Genomic DNA, 22,125 nt, shown 5'->3' with positions numbered 1-22,125 from the left:
CACGGCGCCGCGACGAACCGCCAACTCACGCAACCTGACACAGCATCGGCAACACACTCACACCTTGACCGAGCCGCCTAAACGATCGACGTTGGGCGAGAGCGAGTGCAGCCAAGATTCATCTATCAGAATCCTTGGTGCCTTCTTTGTGGCCAACCTGCCAAGGTCGTTGACCATTGGCCGGTCAGTCGGCGTGATCTGATCGCGCGAGATGAGCCTAATCCCGATGCGTTCAAGCATCTTCGGCCGCTTTGCCTGGCATGTGATGCCAAGGAACGGCCTAAGCGCGAGCCAGGCGGTTGGTACGCCGAGCAGCGTTCACAGCGTGAGGCCGCCACGCGCATTTACCAGAGCACTCCCCGAATAACCCGAGACGTTCCGCCGTTCTAACCCCCTGGGGGTGGGGGGTGACTCTCCTCCGCCCCTTTTCCGGCGCTGGGAGGAGGGAGAGACACGTGATGGCTAATTGGAGCGTTCTTGTGGAGCCCCCTAGGCCTAATTGGATCACGATTGAAGCCCCGCATCTGCTGCTTTCATAGCGGCTGGTGCGGGGCTTCTTTGTGTTCTGATTCAGCTTTGCCAAGCTCCGTCAGTAAGGCGGACGTCCTTGAAACTTCTCTCTGCAACGCGTCGGGATACTTCCTCCCATTCGCGGATTACTCGGCGCTTGCCGTCGGGAATACCAAGCCAATCCGTGCGGCTGACCGCCTTGCCCGCATAGATGGGCTCCCAAGAGATTCCGTAAAAGCGGCCAATATCGGGAACCAGGGTCGCGAGACAGTGAAGGGTTCGGCGGTGGTACCACTTGCTGATTGCTGTAATCTTCAACCCGGATTCAAGGGCTTCCCGCAAATACGGAAGGGAAAGCTCTACGTTCTGCCACGTGTTAGCGGCCTGATCCTCACACCGGATGACAGAATCAGGAACACCACGCTCAATCAGAAGATCACGGAACATGTGCGCTTCCACAATTCCCGTATGCCGGTTGATTCCGCCGGTTGCGATGATCAGCGGCGCTAGTCCTTTGTGGTACCGCTCAGCCGCAATTTCTACCGGCTGAGGTTGGTTCGTTCCAAAGAGGAAGTGGGCGGTTGGTTCATCCTGTGATGGTGCTGCCTCAATGTCTACGAAACTCACGATTTCGCGAATCTGCTCCGTGCTGAGATCTTCGCCGCTCATTTGCGCCTTTCTGGATAGGGGGAGTTGCTAGATTCTGTTGCCGGTCAGTTGGTTAGTCACGTCCAGGTATCGGGCTCGATATTCCTCTACCTGAAGAGCGTTAGTGAAGTCGCGCTCAAGTGCACGGCTAAGGTTTCCAGCAAGCGTTACAGTCGGCCACGCCGGGCGACTTCCCGCAAGCGCTGCATGCCCAGCGGAGACAGCTTCATCCAGATTTCCCGCCCCTGCTTGGGCAAGCCCCAGGATGAGCAGCGCGCGGGCGTAGCTGGACGGGTGTTCACCGCGCTGCCGCGCTTCGGGCCTGTAGAGCGTTTGAAGGACACGGTTGGTGGCGGACACTGCTTCTTCGTGGCGTCCCAGCAGCATCAATGATGTGGCCGTGTAGGGAGGGTCTTCCCCAGGGGAAATCGAGAAGGCGCCCGTAACCTTCACGTCGTCAGGCAATTTCGCCATTTCTTTTGAGGCGTAGCGCCTTGCTGCTTCCGTGCGGTCGGCGTCCCCCATCATTGCTGCCGCCCGCATCTCCTGCGTGGCTAGCTTCGCATGAATCACGGTTCCCGCAGAAGTGGCGCCCTGCCCTTGTGAAGCCAACGCCGCTGAGTGGTGCGCGCGCCCCTGATAGAAGGCAATCAGTGACTTCGTCAGAATGGCCCATCCCGAAAGATCTGGGTGTCCTACTTCCTGGCTTCGCCGTTCAGCGTCACTGCACCAGATATGCGCTGCTGCGTGTGCCCCCATATCGCATGCGGCAACCCCCAGCAGGCAGGAGAGCCAGCCGACAGATAGCGCTATTTCCGTCCGGTGTCCGCTGGGCACGGCGGTGTCAAGAAATTTGCTCGCATAGTCCCTAACGGTAAGTAGTTCGTCGTACACGTCCACTGGGGGCATGGAACAAATCGTCAAGGTGTAATGATCGATCAGATCACCGAGAACAACGGGCAGCATGCTCGCACTGTGACTGCTCATCACCTCAAGAGCTTGAATGGCGCGCTGCCCACGATGGAACTGTGTTGACAAAGCGGCGGCAGTCGCTGTGCCGAGAACACGCCGGTCTACGCTTGGCGTTTCCCATTGCTGTGGTGCTGCCTCGTCGGGGGTGGGCGAAATCTCGCCGTTCGGCTGTGAAGGAGTACCCTCCCATGAGCGAGCCGGCAGTCCGAGCATTTCACCGGGGATTCCGAATCCATCTGCAATACGCTCGATTACTTCGCGCCCCCGGATTCCCCTGACACCACGGATGATGTCACTTACCCGAGAACTGGTCATCTTGCCGACAGCCGCCGCCATCACAGCGTGACTTGAGCCTGTACGGCGATTGACAAGCCGGAAGATCTCTTGGAAGTTCCGAGCGGCACAGGCTTGCTGCATGGCTTCGCTATTGAGGAGTACGTCAGGGATCGTCAGCGGATATCCGCTCCGCTGAGTCGCGCGGTCATCCATGCAGCCACCTAGTGGGATCCGAAGTGATCACTGTCCAGCGTAGTCCGACGATCACAGAGGGGAACCCCAAACGAGCCGAAACGGGGTTCCCCAAAGCATCTTGCGGGGTTCCCCGTTCGCTGTTCCCTGGTGCGTCCCGTTCGGCGGAAGCTCTTCAGACGGCAAGAACCCCCGCGACGCGGCGAACGTCCGGGGGCGTGGCCACCAACCAACGAGGGGTTGACGACAGTGCCCAAAGCTACAACCAGACCTCCCGAAAGTCCGCAGCGGGCGGAGAGCGACACCGACGCTCAGCAAGACGAGTACCTGACGTACGCCCCTGCGGGCGAGAAGTGCCGCAAGTGCCGGAAGCCGTTCGGGAGTCTGGAAGTCGTGCGCCGAGTGCAACCGGCTGGCGAAGAACCGTCCGGCCGTCCGTACGCGTGCGCGAAGTGCCCGGCCGAGGCCAAGTCATGACGGCCCCTCAGAGGCGCCTGAGCACGCGAGTGAGCGCCCTTCCCGAGCCTGAGCTAGTCAGCCTCACTGACGGCCCGCCGGACGCTCTGACGGCCATACCGGCCCCTTGGTGGACCGAGTACGGCGGACGGCTCGACCCGGCGTCCGGCGTGATCGCTTTCCCGCCCAAGTCGCTGCCCCCGTGCCAGCCGGATTGCCACCTGTGCCAGAGAGGGGGCACCGCATGCTGACTCTTGATCTTCGGACCCCTCGCGCTGGTCGAGTGGATCCCGAGACGTGCCCCGTGTGCGGCTACCTGCGCAGAAACCTGACCGTGGCGCTCAAGGTGAACAGCGCCCCGATGGCTCGCTCTGTCGTGCTCGACATGCACACGCACATGATCCACGGACACCCGAACGACCCCCGAACTGTCAGGGAGAGCAGCAAGTGACCGCCAATTGGATGGAAGCCTGGCAGGAAGCGCAGAGTCGGGTTAGCGGCACCATCGGGGAAGACGTGATGACCGTTCACGCGCTGGTGGACGACCAGCCCGTGTGTGGTGCTACCGGCGAGGTGGAGAAGTGGTATCGCGCCGTTACGTGCGCTGACTGCCTCGCTCAAGCCCCGGCATGAGGCCATTACGCACCGTCGTGGTCACCCTCGCTGCCGCCGCATGGATTGCAACCGTGGCGCTGATCGTGGCCCGAAGCATCAACACCTAGATTCCCGACCCCCGGCGAGACCCGGTCATCAATGACCCCGTCCGGCCAAGGGTTCGGGTATGCCCCTGCCGAATGAGTTGAATTCGGGGCTCCACTCGGTTTCCCCGTTCACCCTGCGGCGGGGCAGCGCAAGACCAAACCAACCAAAATGCACGTCACCGACAAGGAGAGTGCAGCAGTGAGTACCACGAGCAACGCTCTTCCCGCCGCTGAGCGAGTGGCGGAGCGGGCACAGGAGATCCACGCGGCCATTGAGGCCGACAGGGAATTCTCCGCGTTCAAGGCGGCCAGCCTGAAGTACGACAGCGATTGGCAGTGCTTCACGGGCTCTGTCGTTGTCGCCGAGTACGACCAGGAGAAGGACAAACACGGTCTGTTCGCCGAAGGGTTCAAGGCGCTCTGCCTCAAGGCGGCCGTCTTCGAGATGACCGACGACGAGAACGCGGCGGAAATCCCAATCGCCGTTCCCGTGGATGAAATGACGCACGCGATGATCGCGCAACCCCAGCTTCTCGCCCGCATCACGGCGAGGGTCGGCGTTCCGATCATCCACCAGACCGACCAGGAACACACCGACTGGCGAGAGGGCGACTACACAGACCAGGCGTACCGCGCCGCGTGGGGTGAACCGCCCGCCCGCTTCTGGATCAACACGGCGGAAGTCGGCAGGCGCCTCAAGTGGCTGGACGAGAAGTACGCGGCCATGGGCTTCCGCAAGCAGGGACAGGCGCATTCCTTCCGCTTCACGGCGGAAGAACTCGCCACAGTCGCCGTGTAACGGCTAGCTGAGCGCCTGGCGAAGAACTGTGAGCGGGTCAAGGTCCGGGAATTGCACGCGAATCTGGGCCGTCGCCTTCTCAATCAGACCTTCGAGCAACAGGGGCGCAGCGCCGTACAGCACGTCATGAAGGTACGGAACCACTTCGGAAGGGTCGGGCGGCAAATGCAAGTCAACGGTCAGCGGGGCGTTCTCGCTCTTGTACGCGCCAACCGGCAGCCCGACCTTTTCCGGATGGACGCAAACCGGCGTTCCGTCCGGGGCGTACCGGTGTCCATCGGCCGGATTGAACGGGCATTCCTTCGTCGGCCGTGCCCACACGTCGAATTCACCGGCGGGGAACCGGCGCGAAGGGCAGATGCCGCAAGCAAGGTGAAGAACGTCATCGTTCACGAAGGGCTCAGCCATAAGCGGAGCCTAGCCCCAACCAAGGGGCGAAAGACGCCCGTTCCGGTCGGCCCCACTCTGGACAGGTCGAGGGGCCGGAACGGGTAGCAGGACCCTCTACGGGGACGCCGGGCGTTCCTCGCAGAGGATGAGGAGCCCAAGCGCGGTGGGCACTGCGTGAGGTTCCGAATCGGTCCCGTCCGTGTGCTGCCCCCGTGGCGCATGGGCGGGACCGTTCTATGCGCTGACCAGGGCCGACCCGTAGAATTGCTAGTCCGGCGTGTTCGGATCGGCCAGGACGTGCCAGTTCTCGGTGCCCGTCTGGCCGACGTCGGCGGGCCTCGCGCCGAGAGCGAGCAGCCGCTCCAACTCGGCGTCCTGGTCGCGGTCGGTGGCGTTGACGTCGATGTGCAGTCGGAGCTTCCCGGGCCGCGGGTCGCCGCTGGGACTGATGACCAGGGTGGGCTGCGGCCCGCCGAAACCGACGCCGGGCGGCCCGATCTCGATGCTTCCGTCGGCCTCCCGGCCGAGTTCGACGTAGCCGAGGACCTCGCTCCAGAACGCGGCGAGCCGGTCGGGGTCGACGGCGTCGATGACCAGCTCACTGATGCGGCATGCCATGCCCGCGAGTGTACGTAGACGCCCCGGGACACGGAATTGAGTATCCGCGATGGCGTCCCGCCGGGCGGCGTGGCCGATCAAGTCGCCGAAGATCACCTGGAGCCTCGTACCGGAACGCGTCACGCTTGATCCTGTCAACCCTGACGATCGGCAGGGGCCGCCGTTGCCGTTCGGCTCGGGTTCCTGGCTGTCTGCGCTTCTACGTTCAGGCCTCATGGAACAAGAACCACGCGAGAACATCAGAGCTGGCCGGCTGCTCGGTGCTTTGGGCGTCCTGGGGGTGGGCGCGGGGGCGGTCGTCTGGCTTTCCCCGGGTGGGCTGGGTGAAGCCGGTGCCGTCCAGGTCACTGGAGGAGCATCGGCGTCCGCGTACCGGTCGGTGACCGGGACGGTGGCAGATGCGCCGTCGTGGCTGGGTCCGCTCCTGGAAGTAGCCACCGAGGGCACTCTGGTGCTTCTCGGAATACTGCTGGTCTGGACGTGGTGGACAGCGATCCGCCGCAAAGACCTACGAGGCGCCGCCGGATCCGTGTTGACCGGTCTCGGCATCGTCGCGGCCTATGCGGTGAGCGAAGCAGTGAAGCTGGTGGTGGACGAGGAGCGGCCTTGCCGCGCGCTGCGCACGGGGGCCGACCTCATCGCGGAATGCCCCGGCGCGGGAGACTGGTCTTTCCCGAGCAACCACGCCACTCTGGCCGCCGGGCTGGCCGTCGGCATGGCCGTGCTTCGGCCGCGTCTTGCCGCAGCCACGCTGCCGCTGGCCGGGGCCGCCGCCCTGCTGCGCGTCTTGGTGGGGGTCCACTACCCGCACGATGTACTCGCCGGCGCGATCCTCGGTGCCACTGTGGTGGTGGCCGTACTGCTCACGGCCCTGCCGTCGGCTCAGCGGGCGGCATCACGTCTGGTACGGCAGAGGAACGATCCCGGCCTCGTGGGCAACGACCGCGGCAGCAGCCCGGTTGTCCACGCCCAGTCTCGCCAGGATGGAACTCACATGGGCTTTCACCGTTCCCTCCACCACATGCAACCGCCGGGCGATCTGCCCGTTGGACAGCCCACTGCCGAGGAAGGCCAGTACTTCCCGTTCCCGGGCGGTCAGGGAGCCGACTCGGGCGCGGGCGGCGGAGCGCCGACCAGCCAGGGTGCCCGCGCCCGTCGCGGAGAGGTGGGCGACGACCCGGGCCGCGACCTTCGGTGACAGATAGGCGGCGCCGTCGGCCACCGCCCGGACCCCGGCGATCAGTTCCTCGGGCTCGCCCGACTTGATCAGGAAGCCGGTCGCGCCAGCACCGAGTGCCCGCAGGATGTAGTCGTCCTCACCGAACGTCGTCAGCATGACGACGCCCGTGCCGGGCGCGGTGCTGCGGATCTCCGCCGCCGTGTCGATGCCGTTCATGCCCGGCATACGGATGTCGAGCACGGCCACCGCAGGGCGGTGACGCCGAACCAGTTCCACGGCCTCGTGCCCGTCACCGGCCTCGGCGACGACCTCCATGTCCGCAGCCGAGGCAAGAACGGCGCGTACGCCCGCCCGGATCATCGGCTCGTCGTCGGCCATCAACACCCGGATCATCGGCCACTCACGGGGTGAGCGTGTCCAGCGACACCAGGATGCCTTCCCGGAAGCAGAGCCGGTAGGCGTCGCCGGAGCGGTCGTCGGACCGGTCGGCCGTCATCGCGTAGTACTCGCACGTTATGCCCTCTCCTGTCGGCTCGGCAGTCACCGGTCGGTAGATCGTCTGCCGGTCCGGCAGGAAACGCTCCACCTCAGAACGATCTTGCCCCACGCGCAGGCGGGCAAAGTCACCAGGCTCCAAGACCGACTGGGACGCCGACAGCATCCCCCACCCCATGAGTGCTCCGCTCAGCACCGCTCCCGTCACCAGGGGCACCATGAGCGCAGCGACCAGGGCGCGGCTGACGCGGCGCCGAGCACGGCGATGTTCCTGCGGCAACTGGCCGCCCGTCCGGGAGGCCGCAAGCGCGAGGAGCCGTGGCTGCTGTGACCGAGGTGTGTGCGGGATCCACGCGGTGACGGCAAAGCCCCCGTCGCGCGGACCATGGTCGAACGAACCGCCGGCCAACCGCACACGTTCTTCGAGACCGATGAGGCCACGCCCCCCACTCCGGAGCCGGGGCTGCAGGTTGGCCACGGACGATGGCAGGCCGTTCTCCACGACGACCTTTGATTCCGTTGCCGTATGCATCACATGGACGGTCGCCGTCGCGCCGGGAGCGTGCTTGGCAACGTTGGTCAGCGCTTCCTGTACGACCCGATGAACCGCCCGCTCCACCACCGGTGGCAGGTCGTCTGCCGTGCCGTCGGTGCGCAACGTCACCGCGAGCCCGGCCGCGGAGGCCTCTGCGATCAGACCTGCAAGACTGGAGCCGTCAGGGGCCGTCGGTGCGTCACCGGTCTCTTCACGCAGGACACCGATCACCTCGCCGAGGCGCTCAACTGCGGCCGCCGCCTTGGCCCTGATGTCACCTGCGGCCCTTCGATGATGTTCTTCAAGGCCTGGCGCGAGCTTCAGGGCACCGGCCGACAGGGCGATCAGGCTGAGGTCATGTCCCAGTACGTCATGCATGTCCTGCGTGATACGCGCCCGCTCGCGCATCCGGGCCTGCTCAGCGACCAGCTCCTGCTCGCGTTGCAGTTGCTCTGCGCGCTCCCAACCGATCCGGACGAGCTGCTGATAGTGGCACCAGAACCGGCCCGTGAACCAGGGCAGCATCATGGCGACAACCACCACTGCCACAAACCGGCTGGCCAACAGCAGCCAGGCAGGCACGACGGACAATGCCACCACACCGGCCGCGAGAAGCCCCACCAGAGCGAGCACCGTCGGCGCCATCCGTCCAGGCCGCCGTCCGGCCAGGAACGCGGCGATGGCAGCCGGGACAGCCCACCACAGGCTCACCGTGCTCAGACCGGCGGCCGTCACCGCGCCCGCTGTCAGAAGGCTCCCTGGATCAAGAGTCCGCCGGGAAACAGCCGTCCCGGTCGGAGTCCCACTATTGATCAGCATGCTGTCCACGCAAACGACGGTACGGACATCGGGAGCCGGCCGACACTGTCGAAAGTCCAATCTGCGCCGTAACCGGCGTGAGTCTTACTCGCCTACGGAGACTGAACAGAAGAACCTGACGGGAACGCCACCAGCGTGCAGCAGGACAGCAGACGGCAGCTGATCGAACTGGCCAGGAAGCACGACGCCCTGCCCATCGCCATCGTCCTCGACGTGCCCGAGGAGGTGTGCGCCGAGCGCAACGCGGCCCGCGCCGACCGGGCCGACATGCCGAGCCGGGTCATCCGCCGGCACACCCGCGAACGGCGCGCTCGCTCAGGCACCTGGAGCGCGAGGGCTTCCGCGACCGCTCCCGCTGACCGACGCCGGCCTGTCCCTCCGGGCCTGGGAAGGGTCCGCCGTGACCATGGAAGCCGGGCCGAGGGCCTGTTCCGCCCGGGGCTGCCGCTGCCCGCGGCTGATCCCCGGGGCTCCGGTCCAGCGGCCGCAGCCGCTGTGCGGTTGGCGGCCGGGCCCTGGTCGGCAGGGGTCGGCACCTTGCCCGGGATCAGGGGGTTCCGTGGCTCCGCTGCCGTCCGGACACGGTCCGCATACGCTCAGGACACGGCTCGGAGCAGCAGTCCTTGAGGTCCCCTCCCGCGCCGTCACGGCCTTTCTGCACCGTGCTCGTGCAGCGCGCTTCGACCCCTCTTCCGAGCCCCGCATCGCCGCAGCCCTCGCCAAGTCGTCGACGGTCCCGGTCGTCGCCTCGGTGGCGTCCTGGCCGTCCTTCGGGCCGTAGCCGCCGCAGGGTCTTGTCGTCAGGGGGACGAGAATAAGATCGGGCGGAAACCAGGGGGAGCGAGGGTGAAGCCGGTGCGTGGCGGCCAGGATGGAGGCATGGGATTCCATGTCGACTCCGAGGCCGGGCGGCTGCGCCGCGTCATCCTGCACCGGCCGGATCTGGAGCTGAAAAGGCTCACCCCCAGCAACAAGGACACCCTCCTCTTCGACGACGTGCTGTGGGTGCGCCGGGCGCGTGCCGAGCACGACGGGTTCGCCGACGTGCTGCGCGACCGCGGGGTCGCCGTCCATCTCTTCGGCGACCTGCTCACCGAGACCCTGGACGTCCCGCAGGCGAGGAGCCTCGTCCTGGACCGGGTCTTCGACGAGAAGGAGTACGGCCCGCTCGCCACCGACCACCTCCGGGCCGTCTTCGAGGCCATGCCCGCGCGCGACCTCGCCGAGGTCCTGGTCGGTGGCATGACCAAGCGGGAGTTCCTGGACGCCCACGAGGAGCCGACCTCTGTCCGTTTCCATGTGATGGACCTCGACGACTTCCTCCTCGACCCGCTGCCCAACCACCTCTTCACCCGGGACACCTCCGCCTGGATCTACGACGGCGTCTCCATCAACGCCATGCGCTGGCCGGCCCGGCAGCGCGAGACCGTGCACTTCGAGGCGATCTACCGGCACCACCCGCTGTTTCGCGGCGAGGAGTTCCACACCTGGTCCGAGGGGCAGGCCGACTACCCGTCCACCATCGAGGGCGGCGACGTCCTGGTCATCGGCAACGGCGCCGTCCTGATCGGCATGAGCGAGCGCACCACCCCGCAGGCCGTGGAGATGCTCGCGCACAAGCTCTTCGCCGCCGGGTCGGCGCGGACGATCGTCGCGCTCGACATGCCCAAGCGGCGCGCGCTGATGCACCTCGACACCGTGATGACGATGGTCGACGGCGACGTCTTCACCCAGTACGCCGGCCTCGGCATGCTCCGCTCGTACACCATCGAACCGGGCGCCGTGGACAAGGAGCTCAAGGTCACCGACCATCCGCCGGAGCACATGCACCGCGCGATCGCCGCCGCCCTGGGGCTGAGCGAGATCCGCGTGCTGACCGCCACCCAGGACGTGCACGCGGCCGAGCGCGAGCAGTGGGACGACGGCTGCAACGTCCTCGCCGTCGAGCCCGGGGTGGTCGTCGCGTACGAGCGGAACTCCACCACCAACACGCATCTGCGCAAGCAGGGCATCGAGGTGATCGAGATCCCGGGCAGCGAACTGGGGCGCGGCCGGGGCGGGCCGCGCTGCATGAGCTGTCCGGTGGTGCGCGACCCCGTATAGAACCACCCGCATAAGACCCCCCGTATATAAATGCTGAGTGTCGTATAGACTTCCATGGTCTTCCGTAGTGCCCCCGGCCCCCGTCCTCGTATTCCCTGGAGCGCCCCTCATGGCGACAGTCCCGACCGCCCTCGCCGGCCGCCACTTCCTCAAGGAGCTGGACTTCACCGAGGAGGAGTTCCGCGGCCTGATCGAGCTGGCCGCCGAGCTGAAGGCGGCCAAGCGGGCCGGGGCCGAGAGACGGCATCTGACCGGCAAGAACATCGCGCTGGTCTTCGAGAAGACCTCGACCCGCACGCGCTGCGCGTTCGAGGTCGCGGCGGCCGACCAGGGCGCGCACACCACCTATCTGGACCCGGCAGGCTCGCAGATCGGACACAAGGAGTCCGTGAAGGACACCGCCCGGGTGCTCGGCCGGATGTTCGACGCCATCCAGTACCGCGGCCACGGCCAGGGCGTCGTCGAGGAGCTGGCCACATACGCCGGGGTGCCCGTCTACAACGGCCTCACCGACGAGTGGCACCCCACACAGATGCTCGCCGACGTGCTCACCATGACCGAGCACAGCGACAAGCCGCTGACCGGGATCGCGTTCGCCTACCTCGGCGACGCCCGCTACAACATGGGCAACTCCTACCTGGTCACCGGCGCCCTGCTCGGCATGGACGTCCGTATCGTGGCCCCGCGGCTGCTGTGGCCGGACGAGACGATCATCGAGGTGGCCCGGCAGCTCGCCGGTGCCTCCGGCGCCCGGATCACGCTCACCGACGACGTGAAGGAGGGCGTACGCGGCGCCGACTTCATCGCCACCGACGTGTGGGTGTCGATGGGCGAGCCCAAGGAGGTCTGGGACGAGCGCATAGCGCTGCTCGGCCCGTACGCGGTGACCATGGACGTGCTGCGCGCCACCGGCAACCCGGACGTCAGGTTCCTGCACTGCCTGCCGGCCTTCCACGACCTCGGCACCGACGTCGGCCGCGAGATCCACGAGCGGCACGGGCTGACGGAGCTGGAGGTCACCGACGAGGTCTTCGAGTCCGAGTATTCCGTCGTCTTCGACGAGGCGGAGAACCGGATGCACACCATCAAGGCGGTCCTGGTGGCCACCCTGGCCTGACCCGCCTTCCCGTTCGCCCCGCCGCACCCTCCTTCCCGTTGCCCCACCGCACCGCCTGAACGGCGGCCCGGCGCCACCCCCGCCGGACCGCCGCGGCGACCCACCCGTCGCCCCGCACCACCAGAAACGAGCACCACCCCCATGCCCGCTCCCCGCAGCACGCTGCGCATCAAGTCCCCCCGGCTCCTCGTCGCCGAATCCGGCGCCGACCGCGAGGGCCACGGCCTGCGGCGCACGATGGGCCTGGGCCAGCTCATCTGCTTCGGCGTCGGCGCGATCGTCGGCACCGGCATCTTCGTCGGCCTGTCCGACTCGGTCGCCCAGGCCGGCCCGGCCGTCGTCGTCTCCTTCGTCCTCGCCGCGATCACCTGCGTCTTCACCGCCCTGTCCTTCGCCGAGCTGGGCGGCGCGATCCCCGTCTCCGGCTCCTCCTACTCCTTCGCCTACGCGGGCCTCGGCGAGCCCACCGCCTTCCTGGTCGGCTGGTGCCTGCTGCTGGAGTACGGCGTCTCCGTCTCGGCCGTGGCCGTCGGCTGGAGCCAGTACGTCAACGAACTGCTGCACGGCCTCACCGGCCGGCAGCTGCCCGCCGTGCTCAGCGCCGGGCCTGCCGACGGCGGCATCGTCAACCTGCCCGCCGTGATCGTCATCGCCCTGGCCTGTCTGCTGCTGGTGCGCGGCGTGCGGGAGAGCGCACGGGCGACCGCCGCCATGGCCGCCGTCAAGCTCACGATCCTGCTCGCCTTCTGCGTGATCGGATGCAGCGCGTTCAAGGACGGCAACCTCACCCCGTTCTCCCCGGCCGGCCTCGGCGGCGTCGGCGCGGGCACCACGGCCGCCTTCTTCTCGTACATCGGCTTCGACGCGATCACCACCGCCGGCGAGGAGGCGAAGAACCCGCGCCGGGACGTCCCGGCCGCGATCCTCGTCTGCATGGGCCTGGTCACGCTGCTGTACTGCGCGGTCGCCGTCGCCGCGATCGGCGCCGTCGGCGGCGACCGGGTGGCCGGCCGGCCCGCCGCGCTGTCGTACGTCGTCAACGAGGTCACCGGGTCCACGATCGGCGGCGGGATCATCGCCTTCGGCGCGGTCGTCGCCATCGCCTCGGTGGTGCTCGCCGTGCTGTACGGCCAGACCCGCATTCTGATGTCGATGTCCCGGGACGGTCTCGTCCCGCGTGTCTTCGAGAAGGTCTCCCCGCGCACCGCCACCCCGGTCGCCGGAACCCTCGTCGTCGCCGTCGTCTTCGCGATCCCGGCGGCCTTCGCCTCGCTGGACGCCGTGATGAACCTGTGCACCATCGGCACGCTCGCCGTCATGGCCGTCGTCAACATCGCGGTGATCGCCCTGCGCCGCCGGGAACCGGGACTCGCCCGCACCTTCCGGGTGCCGCTGCACCCGGTGCTCCCGCTGCTCGGTGTCGGCTTCTGCCTCTATCTGATGTACGAGACCGGCCGGCGCGCCTGGATCCAGTTCGCGGTGTTTCTCGCCGTGGGGCTGCTGGTGTACCTGGGCTACGGCCGCCGGCACTCCACGCTCGCCAGGGCCGCCCGGGCCGAGGTCATACCCGACGCCGCTGACGCGGCACGGCAGGCAGCCTGAACCACACCGCCTTGCCTGACTCGGTGGGGCGGTGGCCGCAGGACGAGCTGAGGGCCCGGATCAGCAGCAGCCCGCGCCCGCCCTCCTGCCACACGTCGGGCTCCTCGACGGTCGGACGGGTCAGGTTGCCGGGCGGCGCCGGGTCCGGGTCGTGCACCTCGACCTGGCAGCCGGACGGCCGCACCTCCACCACCAGCTCGATCGGGCCCCGCTCGGCGGTGTGCTCCACCGCGTTGGCGACCAGCTCCGCCGTCAGCAGCTCCGCGGTGTCGCGGTCGGCCGCGTGCTCCAGCTCCGCGAGCGCGTTGCGCACCAGGGCACGGGCGACCGGCACGGCCGCGGTGGTGTGCGGCAGCGCGATGCGCCAGGAGGCCGAGGCGGAGGGGTGTTCGTGCACGGTGGTTCCGTTCATGGAGCAGGCTGTCCAGCTTGCAAACCTCACAAAGGGTACGGTGCCCGCTCCCGGAGAGACTGGACGGGTACCGTTCGGGACTTTCGGCCCCGCTACGAGCCGGCCTACCCGGGCCGGCGGTCCACCTCGCGCCTCAGGTCATGTTGTTACCGCGCTCTTGACGGGCCGTGACGGATGTGGCCGGATCCTGACGCTCCACGGTCCCGCCCGGCCTCCTCTCTGTCGCGTTCTCCTGACGGTGGTCAGAATTCGGTGATAGCTTCTTGGGGTAGAGCTACGTGAGGAACCGTCCGCGCCCGAGGAGGCCGCACCTCATGAGCCCCTTCACCGGCTCCGCCGTCCGCACCACCAGCTGGGACCACCTCAGGGTCGACCGCGGAGAGGGCGTCGCCACCGTCACCCTCGCCCGCCCCGAGAAGCTGAACGCGCTCACCTTCGGCGCCTATGCGGACCTGCGCGACCTGCTCGCCGAACTGTCCCGCGAGCGGTCCGTGCGCGCCCTGGTGCTGGCCGGCGAGGGACGCGGCTTCTGCTCCGGCGGCGACGTCGACGAGATCATCGGCGCCACCCTCGCGCTGGACACCGCCCAGCTCCTCGACTTCAACCGGATGACCGGCCAGGTCGTGCGGGCCGTACGGGAGTGCCCGTTCCCGGTGATCGCGGCGGTGCACGGGGTGGCCGCCGGGGCCGGGGCCGTGCTGGCGCTGGCCGCCGACTTCCGCGTGGCCGACCCGAGTGCCCGCTTCGCCTTCCTGTTCACCCGCGTCGGGCTGTCCGGCGGCGACATGGGCGCCGCCTATCTGCTGCCCCGGGTCGTCGGCCTCGGCCACGCCACCCGGCTGCTCATGCTCGGCGAACCCGTGCGGGCCCCCGAGGCCGAGCGGATCGGCCTGATCAGCGAACTGGCCGAGGAGGGCCGCGCCGACGCGGCGGCACAGGCACTCGCCCGCCGGCTGGCCGCCGGACCGGCCCTGGCGCACGCGCAGACCAAGGCGCTGCTCACCGCCGAACTGGACATGCCGCTGGCGGCGTCGGTGGAACTGGACGCGTCGACCCAGGCGCTGCTGATGAACAGCGAGGACTACCGGGAGTTCCACGCGGCCTTCACCGAGAAGCGCCCCCCGCAGTGGCGGGGGAGGTGAGCCCTCGATGCCGACCTCGGGCGAGCCGGCCTTCAGGCGGGCGCAGGGCCGTGTCGATGAGCGGCTCCGCCGCGGGGCGCGACACGCCACGGCGGACCCGCAGCCGCCGGCGGCGACCGGCCGTCCCCGACGCATAGCGATCATCGGTGGCGGTCCCGGCGGCCTCTACGCGGCCGCACTGCTGAAACGGCTCAGCCCCGGAAGGGAAGTCACCGTCTGGGAACGCAACGCCCCCGACGACACCTTCGGCTTCGGAGTCGTCCTCTCCGACGAGACCCTGGGCGGCATCGAACACGCGGACCCGGTGGTCTACGAGGCCCTGCGACGGGAGTTCGTCCGCTGGGACGACATCGACATCGTTCACCGGAACACCCGCCACACCTCCCGAGGACACGGCTTCGCCGCCCTCGGCAGGCGACGGCTGCTGGAGATCCTGCACGAACGGTGCCGCTCCCTCGGCGTCGACCTGCGCTTTCGCAGCGAGGCACCGTACCCGGCCTGGCTGGCGGAGGCGTACGACCTGGTCATCGCCGCCGATGGTGTGCACAGCACCACCCGTGAGGCATACGCCCATGTGTTCCGCCCCCATGTGGCCACCCACCGGTGCCGCTACATCTGGCTCGCCGCCGACTTCGCCTTCGACGCCTTCCGCTTCGAGATCGCCGAGACCGAGCACGGCGTCATGCAACTGCACGGCTATCCGTTCGCGGCCGACGCCTCCACCGTGATCGTCGAGATGCGCGAGGAGGTGTGGCGGGCCGCCGGACTCGACGAACTCGGCGAACAGGAATCCGTCGAGCGCTGCGCCAAGACCTTCGCGGACGTGCTCGGCGGACGGCCGCTGCGCTCCAACAAGTCCGCCTGGACCAGCTTCCGCACGGTCGTCAACGACCACTGGTCGCACGGCAACGTCGTTCTGCTCGGCGACGCCGCCCACACCGCCCACTTCTCCATCGGCTCCGGTACCAAGCTCGCCGTCGAGGACGCCCTGGCGCTGGCCGCCTGCCTGACCGAGCGCCCCACGACGGCCGGGGCGCTCGCGGCCTACGAGGCCGAGCGCAGACCGGTCGTCGCCTCCACCCAGCGTGCCGCCCGCGCCAGCCTGGAGTGGTTCGAGGACCTGGACCGGTACCTCGACCAGCCGCCCCGCCTCTTCGCCTTCAATCTGCTCACCCGCAGCCGCCGCGTCACCCATGACAACCTGCGGCTGCGCGACGCCCGTTTCACCGAGGCCGCCGAGCGCGAGTTCGGCTGTCCGCCGGGCACACCGCCGATGTTCACCCCGTTCCGGCTGCGCGGGCTGACCCTGCGCAACCGGGTCGTCGTCTCGCCCATGGACATGTACTCGGCCACCGACGGCATACCCGGCGACTTCCACCTCGTCCACCTGGGCGCCCGCGCCCTCGGCGGCGCCGGGCTGCTGATGACCGAGATGGTCTGTGTGAGCGCCGAGGGGCGGATCACCCCCGGCTGCACCGGCCTCTACACCGGCCGGCAGGCCGAGGGCTGGCGGCGGATCACCGACTTCGTGCACGCGCAGGCGCCGGGCACCGCGATCGGCGTGCAACTCGGCCACAGCGGGCGCAAAGGCTCCACCCGGCTGATGTGGGAGGGCATCGACGAGCCGCTGCCCGAGGGCAACTGGCCGCTCGTGGCCGCCTCCCCGCTGCCGTACAAGCCGGGCGGCCAGACCCCGCGCCGGCTCTCCCGCGCCCAGCTGACCGACCTCCGCGAGCAGTTCACTGCCGCCGCCTGGCGGGCCGCGCGGGCCGGCTTCGACCTGCTCGAACTGCACTGCGCGCACGGCTATCTGCTGTCCGGCTTCCTGTCCCCGCTCAGCAACCGGCGCACCGACGCCTACGGGGGCTCGCTCGCCAACCGGCTGCGCTTCCCGCTGGAGGTCTTCGACGCGGTGCGCGGGGTGTGGCCCGAGGAGCGGCCCATGACCGTGCGCATCTCCGCCACCGACTGGGCCGACGGCGGGACCACGGCCGAGGACGCCGTGGAGATCGCCCGTGCCTTCGCCGCGCACGGCGCCGACGCGATCGACGTGTCGACCGGGCAGGTGGTGGCCGAGGAGCGGCCCGAGTTCGGACGGTCGTACCAGACGCCGTTCGCCGACCGCATCCGGCACGAGACCGGTGTCCCGGTGATCGCGGTCGGCGCAATCAGCTCCTGGGACGACGTCAACTCCCTGATCCTGGCCGGGCGCGCCGACCTGTGCGCGCTGGCCCGGCCGCATCTGTACGACCCGAACTGGACGCTGCACGCGGCGGCCGAGCAGGGCTACGAGGGGTCGGGCGTCGGCTGGCCCGCGCCCTACCGGGCGGGCAGCCGCCGCCCGCGTACCGGGCGCACGGACGCCCCCAAGCCCCGGCTCACCCTGGGAAGCTGACCTGCGCCATGCCCGCGGTGAGCGTGGCACCGTCCCACCGTCCCACCGGTCGGCCGCAGCCCGGTCGACCACGGCGCGTGGGCCGTGGCCGTCGGGATCACGGCCCCGCGAACTCGGCCCCCGCGTCCCGCAGTCGCGCGTGCAGCGCGTGGAACACCTCCGCCGAACGGGCGCCCGGCCAGCCCGTGGGCACCAGGTGCGCCGGCAGCCCGGGGTCGGTGTAGGGCAGGCGCCGCCAGGAGTCCAGGGCCAGCAGGTAGTCGTGGTACGCCTCCTCGGGCGGGGTGTCCGCCCGCCGCTGCCAGGCGTGCAGCACGGGCGCGTGCGCGTCCAGGTACGCCTCGTGCTCCTTGGCGATGGCGGCCAGGTCCCACCAGCGGGCGACCGCCTCCACGGTGGGCGCGAAGCCAAGGTGCTCACCGCGGAAGAAGTCGACGTACGGGTCGAGGCCCAGCCGCTGGAGGGTGTGCCGGGCCTCCGTGTGCAGCCGCGCCGGAGCGATCCACACCCCGGGCGCCGCCGTGCCGAAGCCCAGGCCCGCCAGCCGGGAGCGCAGCACATGCCGCTTCTGCCGCTCCGACTCCGGCACGGAGAACACGGCGAGCACCCAGCCCTCGTCACCGGGCGGCGCGGACGCGTAGATGCGCAGATCGCCGTCGTCGAGCAACTGACGTGCCTCCGAGGAGAGTTCGTACCCGGCGGCGCCCCGCTCCGTGCGGGCGGGCAGCAGCAGCCCGCGCCGTTTCAGACGGGACACCGACGAACGCACGGACGGCGCGTCCACACCGACCGCGGCCAGCAGCCGGATCAGCTCGGCGACGGGCACCGGACCGGGCATGAAGCGGCCGTACGCGCCGTAGAACGTGACGATGAGGGACCGGGGGGCGTGCTGCTCGGACACGTTGATCATCTTAGGTCTTCGTGATCACTGCGGGTCACCTTGGGTGCGGAGGGAGCGGAGGGTGCGGAGGGTGCGGAGGCGCGGAGGCGGAAACGCTGGAGCTTGCCGGTCGCCGTGCGCGGCAGCGCGTCCAGGAAGACGATCTCTCGCGGGCACTTGTACGGCGCCAGCTCGGACTTGACGAAGGCCCGCAGCGCGTCGGCGTCCGGCGCGGCGCCCTCCGCCAGCACGGCGTACGCCACCACCACCTGGCCGCGAGCCTCGTCCGGCCGCCCGACCACCGCGGCCTCGACCACGTCCGGATGACGCAGCAGCGCGTCCTCGACCTCGGGGCCCGCGATGTTGTAACCGGCCGAGACGATCATGTCGTCGGCGCGCGCGACGTACCGGAAGTAGCCGTCGGCCTCGCGGACATAGGTGTCGCCGGTGATGTTCCAGCCGCCGCGCACATAGACGCGCTGCCGCGGGTCGGCGAGATAGCGGCAGCCGACCGGGCCGCGCACGGCCAGCAGCCCCGGCCGGCCGTCGGGCACCGGATCCCCGTTCGCGTCCTGCACACGCGCGTGCCATCCCGGTACGGGCACGCCCGTGGTGCCGGGCCTGATCCGCTCGTCGGCGGCGGAGATGAAGATGTGCAGCAGTTCGGTGGCGCCGATGCCGTTGATGATGCGCAGCCCGGTGCGCTCGTGCCAGGACCGCCAGGTCGCCGCCGGCAGGTTCTCGCCCGCCGAGACACAGCGCCGCAGCGACGAGATGTCGTGTCCGTCCAGCTGGCCCAGCATGGCGCGGTAGGCGGTCGGCGCGGTGAACAGCACGGACACCCGGTGCCGGGAGATCGCGGGCAACAGCTGCCTGGGTCCGGCCTGTTCCAGCAGGAGCGCGCTGGCGCCGGCCCGCATCGGGAAGACCACGAGCCCGCCCAGGCCGAATGTGAAGCCGAGCGGAGGGCTGCCCGCGAACACATCGTCCACATGGGGCCCGAGCACATGTCTGGAGAAGGTGTCCGCTATGGCGAGCACATCCCGGTGGAAGTGCATACACCCCTTCGGGCGGCCGGTGGTGCCGGAGGTGAACGCGATCAGCGCGATGTCGTCGGCGGCGGTGCGCACGGCCGGGTACGCGGTGCCGGGCGCGGGGAGGTTCAGCAGGTCGTCCGGCGCGTCACCGCCGTACGTCGTGATGCGCAGCCCGGGGATCCCGGCCTTCGCGAGGTCGGCCACGGACCGTATGTCGCACAGGGCGTGCCCCACCCGGGCGATCTCGCAGATGGTGGCCAGTTCGTGCGGGCGCTGCCGGGCCAGCACCGTGACCGCGACGGCGCCCGCCTTCAGCACCGCGAGCCAGCAGGCCGCGAGCCATGGAGTGGTCGGGCCGCGCAGCAGGACCCGGTTGCCGGGGACCACGCCGAGGCCGGTGGTCAGCACGTGCGCGAGGCGGTCGACCCGGGCGCGCAGCTCGCCGTAGGTCCATGAGCCGTCGGCGGGGGTGTGGAACACCGGGCGCGCCGGGTCGGCGTGGTCCAGGAGTTCCGCGGCGCAGTTCAGCCGGTCGGGGTAGCGCAGCTCCGGCAGGTCGAAGTGGAGTTGGGGCCACTCGTCGGGCGGCGGGAGGTGATCGCGCGCGAAGGTGTCGACGTGCGCCGAGACGTTCATGGCGTCTCCCCCCTTGCCGGTCGGGCTCGTGGTGGGCTCGCGGATCGAGCGTATCGTGTTGGTGACGGCAGTCAATGGCCCGCGATACTGTCGGGGTGGGGTCATGCGACCCGGTGTGGAGGGAGGAACGGCCGTGCCCGCATTCTCACTCGAACCCGAGCAAACCGCCTGGTGCGCCCGGTTGCGCGCGCTCGCCGCGCAGCGGCTGCGCCCGCTCGCCGAAAAGGGTGAGCACGGCCGGGTCAACCGCCCGCTCGTGGCCGAACTCGGCCGACTGGGTCTCATCTCCCGGCTGTTCGACTCCGGCGCCCTCGATCTGTGTCTGATGCGGGAGTCCCTGGCCTACGCCTGCACGGAGGCCGAGACCGCCCTCGCCCTCCAGGGGCTCGGCGCCCATCCGCTGCACGCTCACGGAACCCCGGCCCAGCGCGACCGCTGGCTGCCGCGGGTCGCCGACGGCAGCGCGATCGCCGCCTTCGCCCTGACCGAGCCGGGAGCGGGGTCCGACGCGGCGGCGCTCGCCCTGCGGGCGGACGGCGAGGCCGCGGAGGACGCGCGGGACGCGGAGGCCGCGGAGGGCGTGCGGGACGCGGAGGCCGCGGAGGGCGTGCGGGACGCGGAGGCCGCGGAGGGCGTGCGGGACGCGGAGGCCTCGGAGGGCGTGCGGGGCACGGAGGGCGTGCGGGGCACGGAGGGCGTGCGGGGCACGGAGGCAGCGGAGGGCGTGCGGGGCGCGGAGGATGCGCGGGACGTACAACGGGCGGGGCGGGATGCCGAGTTCGGTGGTGGACCGGTGGCCGAGGCCGACGGCGCTCGGCGGTGGCGGCTCACCGGCGCGAAGTGCTGGATCTCCAACGCGCCCGAAGCCGACTTCTACACGGTGTTCGCGCGCACCACCCCGGGCGCCGGCGCCCGCGGCGTGACCGCCTTCCTCGTGCCGGCCGACCGGCCCGGCCTCACCGGAACCGCCCTGGAGATGCTCTCCCCGCACCCCATTGGCACCCTCGACCTCGACGCCGTACCCGTCACCGCGGACGACGTGCTCGGCCCGCCCGACCGCGGCTTCCGCGTCGCCATGGGCACCCTGAACCTGTTCCGCCCGAGCGTCGGCGCCTTCGCGGTCGGCATGGCACAGGCCGCGCTCGACGCCACCGTCGAGCACACCCGTCGAAGGGATGCCTTCGGCGGCAAGCTGAAGGATCTGCAGACCGTCGCCCACCAGGTCGCGGACATGGCCCTGCGCACGGACGCCGCCCGCCTGATGGTGTACGCGGCGGCCACGGCGTACGACGAGGCCGCGCCGGACGTCCCGCGGCGCGCCGCGATGGCGAAACTGCTCGCCACCGAGACCGCGCAGTACGTCGTCGACACCGCCGTCCAACTGCACGGCGCCCGCGCGCTGCGCCGCGGCCACCTCCTGGAGCACCTGTACCGCGAGGTACGCGCGCCGCGGATCTACGAGGGCGCGAGCGAGGTCCAGCGCGGGATCATCGCCAAGGAGTTGTACGCCCCGCACGCCGCATCGCCCACGCCTCAGGAGGCCCCGTGACGGCCGAGCGCATCAACCCGCCCGATCTCTGCCCGCCCGTCGGTTTCTCCCACGCCGTGGTCGCCACCGGCACCCGGCTGGTCGTCCTGGCGGGCCAGACCGCCCTCGACGCCGACGGAAAGGTCATCGGCGACACCCTGCCCGAGCAGTTCGAGCGGGCACTCGGCAACCTCCTCACCGCCCTGCACGCGGCCGGCGCCACCCCGGCCGACCTCGCCCGGGTCACCGTCTACGCCACCGACGTCGCCGCCTACCGTTCCCACGCCGCCGAACTCGGCCGCGTCTGGCGGCGGTTGGCGGGACGGACGTATCCGGCGATGGCCGTCGTCGAGGTGGTGCGGCTCTGGGACGAGCGGGCCATGGTGGAACTCGACGGCTTCGCCCTCCTCGACTAGGGGCTCCGCCGGGTTGGCGGTTGGGGGTTGTTGTGTGGCTTGCGGCTGTGTGGGGGCTGGTCGCGCAGTTCCTCGCGCCCCTGTGGGGGGTGGCGGTTGTTGTGCGGCTGCGGGTGGGTGGTGGTTGGTTGCGCAGTTCCCCGCGCCCCCATGGGGGTGGTGGCGGATGTCGTGTGGCTTGCGGCTGTGTGGGGGGTGGTTGCGCAGTTCCTCGCGCCCCTGTGGGGGGTGGGTGGTGTTTGGCCGGTGTGGCGCGCCACTGATGG

Annotated in this window: 17 protein-coding genes and 2 pseudogenes; 10 read left to right on the top strand and 9 right to left on the bottom strand. The window is 69.6% G+C overall.

Annotated elements, in window-relative coordinates:
• Nucleotides 1–570: 570 nt before the first annotated feature.
• Together ACFYTE_RS30845 and ACFYTE_RS30840 are read right to left on the bottom strand one after the other, a co-directional pair.
• On the bottom strand, nucleotides 571–1,179 hold the full coding sequence (locus tag ACFYTE_RS30845) for a YdcF family protein (RefSeq protein ID WP_388717516.1): 609 nt from the start codon (nucleotides 1,177–1,179) through the stop codon (nucleotides 571–573).
• Nucleotides 1,180–1,206: 27 nt separating this feature from the next.
• Nucleotides 1,207–2,619, bottom strand: a complete 1,413-nt coding sequence (locus ACFYTE_RS30840; RefSeq protein ID WP_388717513.1) for a hypothetical protein — start codon at nucleotides 2,617–2,619, stop codon at nucleotides 1,207–1,209.
• A gap of 1,335 nt (nucleotides 2,620–3,954) precedes the next feature.
• Between ACFYTE_RS30840 and ACFYTE_RS30835 the strand changes: the two genes are divergently transcribed.
• Nucleotides 3,955–4,554, top strand: coding sequence for a hypothetical protein (locus ACFYTE_RS30835; RefSeq protein ID WP_388717511.1), 600 nt, complete (start codon nucleotides 3,955–3,957; stop codon nucleotides 4,552–4,554).
• A gap of 3 nt (nucleotides 4,555–4,557) precedes the next feature.
• Here the strand turns inward: ACFYTE_RS30835 and ACFYTE_RS30830 are convergent, their stop codons facing one another.
• On the bottom strand, nucleotides 4,558–4,962 hold the full coding sequence (locus ACFYTE_RS30830; protein ID WP_388717507.1) for a hypothetical protein: 405 nt from the start codon (nucleotides 4,960–4,962) through the stop codon (nucleotides 4,558–4,560).
• Nucleotides 4,963–5,211: 249 nt separating this feature from the next.
• The gene (locus tag ACFYTE_RS30825; protein ID WP_388717504.1) at nucleotides 5,212–5,562 is read right to left on the bottom strand and encodes a VOC family protein; all 351 of its coding nucleotides are present in this window, start codon (nucleotides 5,560–5,562) and stop codon (nucleotides 5,212–5,214) included.
• A gap of 49 nt (nucleotides 5,563–5,611) precedes the next feature.
• Between ACFYTE_RS30825 and ACFYTE_RS30820 the strand changes: the two are divergent.
• Nucleotides 5,612–6,415, top strand: a pseudogene (locus ACFYTE_RS30820) (phosphatase PAP2 family protein); the annotation flags it as partial.
• A gap of 42 nt (nucleotides 6,416–6,457) precedes the next feature.
• Here ACFYTE_RS30820 and ACFYTE_RS30815 read toward each other — a convergent pair.
• Nucleotides 6,458–7,135, bottom strand: a complete 678-nt coding sequence (locus ACFYTE_RS30815; protein ID WP_388717501.1) for a response regulator — start codon at nucleotides 7,133–7,135, stop codon at nucleotides 6,458–6,460.
• 7 nt (nucleotides 7,136–7,142) lie between these two features.
• Nucleotides 7,143–8,591 (bottom strand): sensor histidine kinase, encoded by a 1,449-nt coding sequence (locus ACFYTE_RS30810; protein WP_388717534.1) that lies wholly within the window; start codon nucleotides 8,589–8,591, stop codon nucleotides 7,143–7,145.
• Nucleotides 8,592–8,714: 123 nt separating this feature from the next.
• On the opposite strand from ACFYTE_RS30810, the pseudogene ACFYTE_RS30805 reads away from it, so the two are divergent.
• The 4 genes and pseudogenes from ACFYTE_RS30805 to ACFYTE_RS30790 all read left to right on the top strand — a co-directional run.
• Nucleotides 8,715–8,935, top strand: a pseudogene (locus ACFYTE_RS30805) (AAA family ATPase); the annotation flags it as partial.
• A gap of 535 nt (nucleotides 8,936–9,470) precedes the next feature.
• Entirely contained in the window at nucleotides 9,471–10,694 is a 1,224-nt protein-coding gene (locus ACFYTE_RS30800; RefSeq protein ID WP_388717499.1) for an arginine deiminase, read from the top strand.
• 109 nt (nucleotides 10,695–10,803) lie between these two features.
• Nucleotides 10,804–11,811, top strand: coding sequence for an ornithine carbamoyltransferase (argF, locus tag ACFYTE_RS30795; RefSeq protein ID WP_388717496.1), 1,008 nt, complete (start codon nucleotides 10,804–10,806; stop codon nucleotides 11,809–11,811).
• 141 nt (nucleotides 11,812–11,952) lie between these two features.
• A complete protein-coding gene (locus ACFYTE_RS30790; protein ID WP_388717493.1) occupies nucleotides 11,953–13,413 on the top strand; it encodes an amino acid permease in 1,461 nt (486 codons plus the stop codon).
• Here the strand turns inward: ACFYTE_RS30790 and ACFYTE_RS30785 are convergent.
• On the bottom strand, nucleotides 13,373–13,825 hold the full coding sequence (locus ACFYTE_RS30785; RefSeq protein WP_388717490.1) for an ATP-binding protein: 453 nt from the start codon (nucleotides 13,823–13,825) through the stop codon (nucleotides 13,373–13,375). The two genes, ACFYTE_RS30790 and ACFYTE_RS30785, sit on opposite strands and share 41 nt — an antisense overlap.
• Nucleotides 13,826–14,139: 314 nt before the next feature.
• Between ACFYTE_RS30785 and ACFYTE_RS30780 the strand changes: the two genes are divergently transcribed.
• On the top strand, nucleotides 14,140–14,967 hold the full coding sequence (locus ACFYTE_RS30780; protein ID WP_388717487.1) for an enoyl-CoA hydratase family protein: 828 nt from the start codon (nucleotides 14,140–14,142) through the stop codon (nucleotides 14,965–14,967).
• A 7-nt stretch (nucleotides 14,968–14,974) separates the two neighbouring features.
• Nucleotides 14,975–17,362 (top strand): bifunctional salicylyl-CoA 5-hydroxylase/oxidoreductase, encoded by a 2,388-nt coding sequence (locus tag ACFYTE_RS30775; RefSeq protein WP_388717484.1) that lies wholly within the window; start codon nucleotides 14,975–14,977, stop codon nucleotides 17,360–17,362.
• A 97-nt stretch (nucleotides 17,363–17,459) separates the two neighbouring features.
• On the opposite strand, the gene ACFYTE_RS30770 is transcribed toward ACFYTE_RS30775, so the two are convergent.
• Nucleotides 17,460–18,272 carry a PaaX family transcriptional regulator C-terminal domain-containing protein gene (locus ACFYTE_RS30770; protein WP_388717481.1) on the bottom strand — a complete coding sequence of 271 codons (813 nt, stop codon included), beginning with the start codon at nucleotides 18,270–18,272 and terminating at the stop codon, nucleotides 17,460–17,462.
• Entirely contained in the window at nucleotides 18,269–19,915 is a 1,647-nt protein-coding gene (locus ACFYTE_RS30765; protein WP_388717478.1) for an AMP-binding protein, read from the bottom strand. The genes ACFYTE_RS30770 and ACFYTE_RS30765 overlap by 4 nt, the downstream gene beginning before the upstream one ends.
• 133 nt (nucleotides 19,916–20,048) lie before the next feature.
• On the opposite strand from ACFYTE_RS30765, the gene ACFYTE_RS30760 reads away from it, so the two are divergent.
• A complete protein-coding gene (locus ACFYTE_RS30760; RefSeq protein ID WP_388717475.1) occupies nucleotides 20,049–21,464 on the top strand; it encodes an acyl-CoA dehydrogenase family protein in 1,416 nt (471 codons plus the stop codon).
• Nucleotides 21,461–21,859, top strand: a complete 399-nt coding sequence (locus ACFYTE_RS30755; RefSeq protein WP_388717472.1) for a RidA family protein — start codon at nucleotides 21,461–21,463, stop codon at nucleotides 21,857–21,859. The genes ACFYTE_RS30760 and ACFYTE_RS30755 overlap by 4 nt, the downstream gene beginning before the upstream one ends.
• The last annotated feature ends 266 nt before the right edge of the window (nucleotides 21,860–22,125 follow it).

Origin of the sequence: Streptomyces sp. NPDC004629, assembly GCF_042873595.1 — a bacterium.
GTDB lineage: Bacteria > Actinomycetota > Actinomycetes > Streptomycetales > Streptomycetaceae > Streptomyces.
This window is presented reverse-complemented; position numbering and strand designations above follow the sequence as displayed.

Excerpts from the sequence above, each read along its gene's own strand:
- ACFYTE_RS30780 (WP_388717487.1), top strand. The coding sequence starts at position 14,140 with ATGAGCCCCTTCACCGGCTCCGCCGTCCGCACCACCAGCTGGGACCAC.
- ACFYTE_RS30790 (WP_388717493.1), top strand. The coding sequence starts at position 11,953 with ATGCCCGCTCCCCGCAGCACGCTGCGCATCAAGTCCCCCCGGCTCCTC.
- ACFYTE_RS30845 (WP_388717516.1), bottom strand. The coding sequence starts at position 1,179 with ATGAGCGGCGAAGATCTCAGCACGGAGCAGATTCGCGAAATCGTGAGT.
- ACFYTE_RS30825 (WP_388717504.1), bottom strand. The coding sequence starts at position 5,562 with ATGGCATGCCGCATCAGTGAGCTGGTCATCGACGCCGTCGACCCCGAC.
- ACFYTE_RS30785 (WP_388717490.1), bottom strand. The coding sequence starts at position 13,825 with ATGAACGGAACCACCGTGCACGAACACCCCTCCGCCTCGGCCTCCTGG.
- ACFYTE_RS30770 (WP_388717481.1), bottom strand. The coding sequence starts at position 18,272 with ATGATCAACGTGTCCGAGCAGCACGCCCCCCGGTCCCTCATCGTCACG.
- ACFYTE_RS30765 (WP_388717478.1), bottom strand. The coding sequence starts at position 19,915 with ATGAACGTCTCGGCGCACGTCGACACCTTCGCGCGCGATCACCTCCCG.
- ACFYTE_RS30815 (WP_388717501.1), bottom strand. The coding sequence starts at position 7,135 with ATGATCCGGGTGTTGATGGCCGACGACGAGCCGATGATCCGGGCGGGC.
- ACFYTE_RS30775 (WP_388717484.1), top strand. The coding sequence starts at position 14,975 with ATGCCGACCTCGGGCGAGCCGGCCTTCAGGCGGGCGCAGGGCCGTGTC.
- ACFYTE_RS30830 (WP_388717507.1), bottom strand. The coding sequence starts at position 4,962 with ATGGCTGAGCCCTTCGTGAACGATGACGTTCTTCACCTTGCTTGCGGC.
- ACFYTE_RS30810 (WP_388717534.1), bottom strand. The coding sequence starts at position 8,591 with ATGCTGATCAATAGTGGGACTCCGACCGGGACGGCTGTTTCCCGGCGG.
- ACFYTE_RS30800 (WP_388717499.1), top strand. The coding sequence starts at position 9,471 with ATGGGATTCCATGTCGACTCCGAGGCCGGGCGGCTGCGCCGCGTCATC.
- argF (WP_388717496.1), top strand. The coding sequence starts at position 10,804 with ATGGCGACAGTCCCGACCGCCCTCGCCGGCCGCCACTTCCTCAAGGAG.
- ACFYTE_RS30840 (WP_388717513.1), bottom strand. The coding sequence starts at position 2,619 with ATGGATGACCGCGCGACTCAGCGGAGCGGATATCCGCTGACGATCCCT.